7 protein-coding genes and 1 pseudogene are annotated in these 8,305 nt (G+C 70.5%); 5 read left to right on the top strand and 3 right to left on the bottom strand.

Annotated elements, in window-relative coordinates; translation table 11 throughout:
- Window positions 1-271: 271 nt before the first annotated feature.
- Window positions 272-2,626 carry an AbfB domain-containing protein gene (locus tag EAD98_RS25870; RefSeq protein ID WP_199723555.1) on the bottom strand — a complete coding sequence of 785 codons (2,355 nt, stop codon included), beginning with the start codon at window positions 2,624-2,626 and terminating at the stop codon, window positions 272-274.
- Window positions 2,627-2,883: 257 nt separating this feature from the next.
- Between EAD98_RS25870 and EAD98_RS25865 the strand changes: the two genes are divergently transcribed.
- From EAD98_RS25865 to EAD98_RS25855, 3 genes are all read left to right on the top strand, one after another.
- Window positions 2,884-3,897 carry a LacI family DNA-binding transcriptional regulator gene (locus tag EAD98_RS25865; RefSeq protein WP_121656592.1) on the top strand — a complete coding sequence of 338 codons (1,014 nt, stop codon included), beginning with the start codon at window positions 2,884-2,886 and terminating at the stop codon, window positions 3,895-3,897.
- 119 nt (window positions 3,898-4,016) lie between these two features.
- On the top strand, window positions 4,017-4,757 hold the full coding sequence (locus tag EAD98_RS25860) for an N-acetyltransferase (protein ID WP_121656591.1): 741 nt from the start codon (window positions 4,017-4,019) through the stop codon (window positions 4,755-4,757).
- A 164-nt stretch (window positions 4,758-4,921) separates the two neighbouring features.
- A complete protein-coding gene (locus tag EAD98_RS25855) occupies window positions 4,922-5,716 on the top strand; it encodes a trypsin-like serine protease (RefSeq protein WP_121656590.1) in 795 nt (264 codons plus the stop codon).
- Between the two features lie 66 nt (window positions 5,717-5,782).
- On the opposite strand, the gene EAD98_RS31350 is transcribed toward EAD98_RS25855, so the two are convergent.
- Together EAD98_RS31350 and EAD98_RS25845 are read right to left on the bottom strand one after the other, a co-directional pair.
- Window positions 5,783-6,337 carry a hypothetical protein gene (locus EAD98_RS31350; RefSeq protein WP_199723554.1) on the bottom strand — a complete coding sequence of 185 codons (555 nt, stop codon included), beginning with the start codon at window positions 6,335-6,337 and terminating at the stop codon, window positions 5,783-5,785.
- Window positions 6,338-6,383: 46 nt separating this feature from the next.
- Window positions 6,384-6,716, bottom strand: coding sequence for a putative quinol monooxygenase (locus tag EAD98_RS25845; protein WP_121656589.1), 333 nt, complete (start codon window positions 6,714-6,716; stop codon window positions 6,384-6,386).
- A 213-nt stretch (window positions 6,717-6,929) separates the two neighbouring features.
- On the opposite strand from EAD98_RS25845, the gene EAD98_RS25840 reads away from it, so the two are divergent.
- Window positions 6,930-8,003 (top strand): glycoside hydrolase family 19 protein, encoded by a 1,074-nt coding sequence (locus EAD98_RS25840; protein ID WP_121656588.1) that lies wholly within the window; start codon window positions 6,930-6,932, stop codon window positions 8,001-8,003.
- Window positions 8,004-8,119: 116 nt separating this feature from the next.
- A pseudogene (locus tag EAD98_RS25835) lies at window positions 8,120-8,305 on the top strand (serine/threonine protein kinase); the annotation flags it as partial.

Below are 8,305 nucleotides of genomic sequence, written 5' to 3'. Positions count from 1 at the left end.
GCCGACACCGACCCCGACCCAGCCGACGCCGTCGCCGCCCCAGCCCACGGCCCCTCCGGCGGACGACCCGACGCGTCACCGGCGGTGACGCGTCGGGTCTGTGGTGGCTGTTCGGCACCGGTGTGGCGTTGGTCGTGACCGGTACCGCTGCTCGACTGGTCCGGCGCCGGCCCGGGGCATCGCTGGACGCGTAGTCACACGCCCTGATAGCCACCGCGGGGGTTCCGGCTTGAGCCGGAACCCCCGCGGTCGTTCCGCGTCACCTCATCGGTCAGGGCGCCCAGGGTGCGCTGACGTTCCAGGTGCTGTCGGCGGCCCACAGCGTCGGCGTGTTGTACGCGTCACCGCCGGTCCCGTTGCTGAGCCAGACCTCCGAGTTGTAGTGCCGCAGGTACCTGCCCCGGAAGTTGTACGACTCCAGCGACACACCCGTGCCGGTCAATCCCACCCGTGCGCACCAGGTGGCGTCGGCGCGGGTGAGTGCGGAGCCGTCGTTCGGCGAGTTGCGTACCCGCGAGTTCTGGTGCCGCAGGTACTGCCCGGGGACGTTGACCGACTCGAACGAGTAGCAGGTGGCGTCGGCCAGGCCGGGACGGATGGTGTACGTCGCATCGTTCTTGAGCAGACTCGTGCTGCCGGCGTCGACCACCTCGGTGTAGGCCAGGCCGTCCCGGTGCCGCAGGTACCGGTTGGTGTGGCCGGGGGTGGTCACCTGCAACGACCGCCGGGCGTTGACCGGCAACGCGACGGGCGCCGAGCTGCCGATGGTCTTCGAGGCGTTGATCAGCGCCGTGTTGGCGGCACGGACCCGGGCCTGATCCATCTTGACCACCTGGCGGTCGTAGGTGAGAAAGCCGTTCAGCTCACCCTCCAGGTCGGTGATCTCCGTGTAGACCGAGGCGCTGAGCCCCTTGCCGAGCATGAGGTTCTGGCTGCCCTGCACGAGGCCCACATAGCGATTGGTGAGCGCGGTCGAATCGGGCTGCCACTCGTAGGCGAAGAAACTGCCGTTCGGGCTGTACTCATGGCCGGGGGTGTGCAGGCCCAGGCCACCGAACTCGCCGAGCGCGGCGATCCGGTTGGCCGATGGCGCGGGGGAGTCCGGCCCGAGATAGGCGTGCCAGTCGTCGATGTCGCCGTTGCCGGGGTTGCCGAGGGACTGACAGCAGTTGTGACCGCTGTGCGGGTTGACCAGACGGGTCGGGTCCTGGTTCTTGATGTTCTGCGCGACCCGACGGGTGTCCGCCAGGGCCCGCTCACCCCAGCCCTCGTTGTACGGGGTGTACGCGATGACGGCGGGGGAGCTGCGGTGCTCGTCGACGATCTCGCGTGCCTCCGTCTCGAACTGCGCCTGCTGGGCGTCGGTGGCGTTGATGTCCTGCGCGGTCATCGACGGGATGTCCTGCCAGACCAGCAGGCCGAGCCGGTCGGCGTGGTAGAACCAGCGCTGCGGTTCGACCTTGATGTGCTTGCGCACCATGTTGAAGCCGAGATCCTTGTGCTTCTGCAGGTCGAAGGCGAGAGCGGCGTCGGTCGGCGCGGTGTACAGCCCGTCCGGCCAGTAGCCCTGGTCGAGGGTGCCGACCTGGAACACGAACTGGCCGTTGAGCTTGGGGCGCAGCACCCCGTTCACCACACCGGTGGTGATCTCGCGCATCCCGAAGTAGTGCGTGGTCCGGTCGACGGTGGATGCGGCCGCGTTGCGGAGGGTCACCCGGAGGTTGTAGAGGAACGGGTCGTCGGGTGACCAGCGGCGGGCGTTGGGCACCGGCACGCTGAAGTCGGTGAAGCCGCCGGTGGCCGAGCCGACCACGGTGCTTCCGTTGAGCGCCTCGGCGAGCACGCTGTGGCCGCTCACGTCGCCGCGCGTGAAGACCCGGACCCGCAGCGTGTTGTTGCTCAGGTTCGGGTAGACGTCCACGCTGCTGATCGAGGCCGTGGGCACCGGCTCCAGCCACACCGTCTGCCAGATGCCGGAGCTGGGGGTGTAGAAGATGCCTCCGGGTTGCTTGGTCTGCTTGCCGATGGGCGGCAGGCTGCCGTTCTGCCGGGTGTCGGTCGGGTCCCACACCTTGACGATGATCTCGTTAGTCCCGGCGGTGAGCTGCGGGGTCACGTCGAAGGTGAAGGCGTCGTAGCCCCCGGTGTGCGCACCGACCCGGACACCGTTGACCCACACGGTGCTCTGCCAGTCGACCGCGCCGAAGTGCAGCAGGGTCCGCCGACCCGACCAGTTCGCCGGGACGGTGACCGTTCGCCGGTAGAACAGGTAGTTGCGGTTGTCGTTGGCGGCCCGCTGGATGCCGGAGAGCGCGCTCTCCACCGGGAACGGCACGTTGACCCGCTCGGGCAGGTTGGTGTTGAACTGCGGGGCGTCGTCGGTCGCGGACTGGCGCAGTTGCCACTCCCCGTTGAGGTTGAGCCAGTCGGGCCTGGTCATCTGCGGTCGCGGGTACTCCGGCAGCGGAGTGCCGACCAGCGCCTGGTTGGTCCAGGGGGTCGTCAGTGGCGGCGTCTTCGGCGGCGCGGCCTGTGCCCGCGGGGTCGGCGCGGCGAGGACGCCGGCGACGAGGGCGATGATGAGCAGCAGGGGCAGGGCGGGGCGGATGGGGACCTGACGTGTCATGCCGTCTCCGGGGGACGAGTCGCCGCGGGCGGTGCAGCCGGCCCGAAGCGCGTTGGCGTGGGCATCGGGGTGGTCACTCGACGAGGGACGGACGTCATCGACGGATGCCGGTGGGATCTCCACGTACGACCGATGGCGGTTATATTGACATCCATCACCACCTGTATAACGTTATAGAGGTGGTACGGACCCCCCGTCAATCCTTGTTCGTCAATGTCTCTCCGGCCCGTCGGGCCAGGTGCGCGAAGGGTCGGTGAATGGCCGTCAGCCTGAAGGACATCGCCGAACGCGCGGGCGTCTCGCTGGCCACCGTCTCCAACGTGGTCAACGGATATCGACCGGTGGGGGAGCGGACGCGTCAGCGTGTGCAGCAGGCGGTCGACGAACTCGGCTACAGCCCCAACCTCAGCGCCCGGCATCTCCGTCGGGGGCGTACCGGCCTGATCGCCCTGGCCATCCCGGAGCTGAACAACCCCTACTTCGCCGAACTCGCCGAGATCGCGATCCGGGAGGCGGCGGGGCTCGGCTACACCCTGGTGATGGAGAACACCGCCGCGGACCGGGAGGCGGAGCTGCTGCTGCTCGACGGCTCGCGGCGGCACATCATCGACGGCCTGATCTTCAGCCCCGTGCGCATCGGCCGGGCGGAGGTGCTGGCCCGAACCGCCGACAGCCCGCTGGTACTCATCGGCGAGGGCGTCCACGACGTGCCGCACGACCACATCGCCATCGACAACGTCGCCGCCAGTCACGCGGCGATCCAGCACCTGGTCGGCATCGGGCGGCGCCGGATAGCGTTCATCGGAGCTGCCTACGGCGGCGACCGGCAGTCGGCGCACCTGCGCCTGCGCGGCTACCGGGAGGCCCTGGCCGCGGCCGGCCTGCCGTACCGCGCGGGGCTGGTCGCCCCCACCCGCGAGTTCGGCCGACGTGACGGCGAGCAGGCCATGCGTGACCTGCTCGCCCTCGACGAACCCCCGGACGCGGTGTTCGGCTACAACGACCTGGTCGCCATCGGCGCGCTGCGGGCGTTGACCGAGGCCGGCCACCGGGCGCCGCGGGACGTCGCGGTGATCGGCATCGACGACATCGAGGAGGGGCGGTTCAGCAACCCGACCCTCACCACCATCGCGCCGGACAAGGAGGCGATCGGCCGTCTCGCCGTACGCCGCCTCGTCGCCCGGATCGAGGGTACGCAGGTCACGGCGCCGCTGACCGTGCAGACACCGTTCCGGCTGATCTGCCGGGAGAGCACCTCGGCGGGTTGCTGATCGCCGTCGGTCCCACAGAGCCCCGGCGCGGCACTGCCCAGCTTCTCGCCGTACGGGCGACCACGGCTGGCGCGGAAAACGGGCTGCCGCCGCCGCGCCGGTCCACTATCGTCCGCCGAATGGATCTTCAAATCGTGACGGTCGCGCAACGGCCCGAGCTCGCGCCGCTGTTGAACGACTTCGACGGCGCCTGGCCGGAGTTCATGCAGTGGGATCCGATGGCCTCGCTGTACTACGCGGTGGCCGACGACCTGTACCCGGAGTTCGTCCTGCTCGCCGTCGACCCCGCCGAGCCGGACCGTGCGGTGGCGCGGGCCTACAGCGTGCCGCTCTCGTGGACCGAGGAACGGCTGCCGCCGGGCGGCTGGGACCGGATCGTGCAGCGGGCGACGATCAACCGCCTGGCCGGCACGCCGACGAACATCGTTTCCGCGTTGGAGATCTGCATCCGCCCCGAGGTCCGTGGCCGGGGCCTGTCCGCCCGGATGCTCGACGCGATGCGCGAGAACACCCGCCGGCTCGGCTACGACACCCTCGTCGCGCCGGTACGCCCCAGCGGCAAGCACACGGTTCCCGACGAGCCGATGGACCGGTACGCCTTCCGGGTCCGCGACGACGGCCTGCCGGTGGACCCGTGGTTGCGTACGCACGTCCGTGCCGGCGGGGTGATCGAATCCGTCGCGGCACGGTCGATGACCATCCCGGGCACGCTGGCGGAGTGGCGGCGCTGGACCGGCCTGCCCTTCGATGGCACCGGCCCGGTGCGCGTGCCGGACGCGCTGGTTCCGGTGTGGTGCGACGTCGAGCATGGCCACGGCGTCTACGTCGAGCCGAACGTGTGGGTGCGCCACCGGCTCTGACCCGCGCTCCGCGGCAGATCGAACCGGCTGGTCCGGTGGGGATCCATAGCGCCGGCGGTACGACCCAGAGAGGATGTCGTTCTAGATCCATTGATCTCAATATGATGACCGCATCGGAAATCAGGTGCGCTCACGAGGCGTGCCGTCCTGATGCGGAGGAATGCATGGTTCGCTGGCGTACCCTCACCGGCCTCTTGGCCACCGCGTTGGCCGCGGTGACCGCGGGCAGCCTCATTCTCGCGGCACCGGCGGCCGCGGCCGACAACCCCGTGACGCCGAACGTCGTCGGCGGCACCCGCGCCGCTCAGGGCGAGTTCCCGTTCATGGTGCGGCTATCGATGGGGTGCGGCGGTGCCCTGTACAGCTCGCGACTGGTGCTCACCGCGGCGCACTGCGTGGGCGCCACCGGCGCCAACACCAGCATCACCGCGACGCTCGGAGTGGTCGACCTCCAGTCGTCCAGCCGGATCACCGTCCGGTCGAACTACGTCTACCGGGCTCCCGGCTACAACGGCAACGGCCGGGACTGGGCGCTGATCCGCCTGGCCACCCCCGTCACCGGACTGAGCACGCTGAAGATCGCGAACACCACCGCGTACGACAGCGGCACCTTCACCGTCGCCGGCTGGGGCGCCGCTCGCGAGGGAGGCTCCCAGCAGCGGTACCTGCTCAAGGCGACCGTCCCGTTCGTCAGCGACTCCACCTGCAACTCGTACTACGGCGGCCAGATCATCGCCGCGCAGGAGATCTGCGCCGGCTACGCCAGCGGCGGCGTGGACACCTGCCAGGGAGACTCGGGCGGCCCGATGTTCCGCCGCGACGCCAGCAACGCCTGGGTCCAGGTCGGGATCGTCAGTTGGGGCAACGGCTGCGCCCGACCCAACTATCCGGGTGTCTACACCCAGGTGAGCTACTTCGCCTCGACGATCGCCTCGGCGGCCGCGAGCCTCGGCGGCTGACCGTACGCCCGATCGGGCGGCCCGGCCGGCGACGGCCGGGCCGCCCGCGTGCCGACACCGTCGGGGTCAGTCGCGCGTGAGACCGGGCGGGAGGGCATCCTCGTCGGGTCCGACGGGGCGGGCGTTGACCAACGGGTTGCGGTGCAGCGCGGTGATCAGGGCGGGATCGCCACCGACGTCGGTCCAGACATCGTCCCAGAGGGCGGAGACGAGCCAGGAGCGGTCCGCGGGAAAGAACAGATCGGGCAGTGCTCCTTCGCCGCGCATGTGGCCGGTGCGCCAGGTCAGGGCCTGCCGGGGGCCGGCCTCGACCAGCAGATAGCGCCAGTCCCAGTAGAGGGACACCGTCGGCGCGAGCGGGAAGACGATGTCGTGCGCGCCGGTGTCGAGATAGCCCAGCCACCAGGGCTGCTCGGGGGTCCGCGCGGTGAGTTCGTCGACCACCGCGCGTTCGTGGGCCTCCAGCGTGACGCCATCGGGCGGATGGAAGGTGGCGTAGGCGTCGAAGACCGGCGGGATCGCCGTGGTGATCGAGACGCCCTGCGTGGTGCGGCCGGCGAGCCAGGCGACGTCGCCGGCCGTACCGATCCGCCAGCGCCGCCCGTCCTTGGTGACGTCCATCAGCCCATCCAAGCCGATGCGTCGGTCGACCGGGGCCCGGTGCTGATCAGCGACCCTCGGGGACGGCCATCTCACCGAGCAGCGACCAGTCCTGCTGCGGCACGGTGGCGTTCACGATGCGCGGCGTCTCGGCCAGGTGGGGCGGCAGGGTCTCCTGGGCCGCGCGGAAATGGGCGGACTGCACGTGGGCCGCACCGGCCTGGTCGTCGCGGAACGCCTCGACCAGCACGTACTCGGTCGGGTCGTCGAGGCTGCGGGACCAGTCGAACCACAGGCAGCCCGGCTCGGCCCGGGTCGCCTCGGTGAACTCGGCGGCGATCTGCGGCCACCGGTCGGCGTGCTCGGGCAGGACGCGGAACTTGGCGGTAATGAAGATCATGGCCTCAGGCTACCCAGCCGGGTGGGTCAGCCGTCGGCCCCGCCATCGGCTCGGACGGGTGGGCCGCCCCGGCACCCCACGACACGTCCGCCCGGGGCTGCCCGGGCGGGGATCCCCGCAATAGTAAAGAAGGTGAACAGAAAGTGTTACAGTCACTCCCGTCGATACCTGGTCGAACCTTCGGCCAGGCGAATCCCAGAAAGGAGTGATCACATGACGAGACTGCGCACCCTGGTCGCGCTCGCGGCACTGACCCTCGCCGGCGGGTTGGTCGCGGTCATCCCGTCGACCGCCGCGTCGGCGGCCGCCTGTTCGGCATCCTGGCAGGCGTCGGCCGTCTACACGGGAGGCGCCCAGGTCTCCCACAACGGCCGCAACTACCAGGCGAAATGGTGGACCCAGAACGAGGCGCCGCCGGGCACCACCGGCGTCTGGCAGGACCTCGGCGCGTGCGGCGGCGGCACCACGCCACCGCCCACGGGAAGCTGCAACCACCCGAACTGGGTCGCCGGCACCTGGTACGCCACCGGCAGCATCGTGCGCTACACCAACGGCCTGTACTACATCGCCGAGCACGACAACCCGGGCTACGACCCGGTCATCAGCACCTGGTACTGGGAGCCCTACACCTGCGGCGGCGGCAGCACACCGCCACCGACCAACCCCGGCGGCTTCGTGGTCACCGAAGCCCAGTTCAACCAGATGTTCCCGAGCCGCAACTCCTTCTACACGTACTCCGGGCTCGTCGCCGCCCTCAGCGCCTACCCGGCGTTCGCTAAGAGCGGCAGTGCCACCGTCCAGCGCCAGGAAGCCGCCGCCTTCCTGGCGAACGTGCACCACGAGACCGGCGGCCTCGTGCACGTGGTGGAGCAGAACACCGCGAACTACCCGCACTACTGCGACCCCGGCCAGCCGTACGGATGCCCGGCGGGGCAGGCCGCCTACTACGGTCGCGGGCCGATCCAGCTGAGCTGGAACTTCAACTACAACGCCGCTGGCATCGCCCTCAACCTGCCCCTGCTGACCAACCCGTGGCTGGTGCAGACCGATGCGGCGGTGGCCTGGAAGACCGGGATCTGGTACTGGATGACCCAGAACGGGCCGGGCAGCATGACGGCCCACAACGCGATGGTCACCGGCGCCGGTTTCGGCGAGACCATCCGCAGCATCAACGGCTCGATCGAGTGCAACGGCGGCAACCCCGCCCAGGTGCAGAGCCGCGTCACCAGGTACCAGCAGTTCGTCGGCATCCTGGGGGTGCCGGCCGGAGCCAACCTGTCCTGCTGACCCGCGCCCGGGCCTCGCCGCCGCACGGCGGCGAGGCCCGACCGGCCAGTCTTAGCTGACCGTTAAGTAACGGCCATCGGTTCGACCCGGCCGGCGGCACTCGGCAGACTGGGCCAATGCCCGCCGCCGATCCGCCCGCCGCCAACGCTCGCCGCCCTCGCGTCCGGGTGCTCATCGCCGTGGCAGCCGCGTGCGCCGTGGCCGCCGCGATCGGCGCCTGGTCGCTGCGGGACCGGGTCGACGGGGGTGACGGTGCGTCGCGAGCGGCCGGCGCGGCGGCTGCGAGCGCGGCGGCCGGCGAC

Source organism: Micromonospora sp. CV4 (genome assembly GCF_003667455.1).
Lineage (GTDB): Bacteria > Actinomycetota > Actinomycetes > Mycobacteriales > Micromonosporaceae > Micromonospora.
The sequence above is the reverse complement of the archived record's forward strand: the minus strand, read 5'-3'. Positions and strand labels throughout refer to the sequence as shown.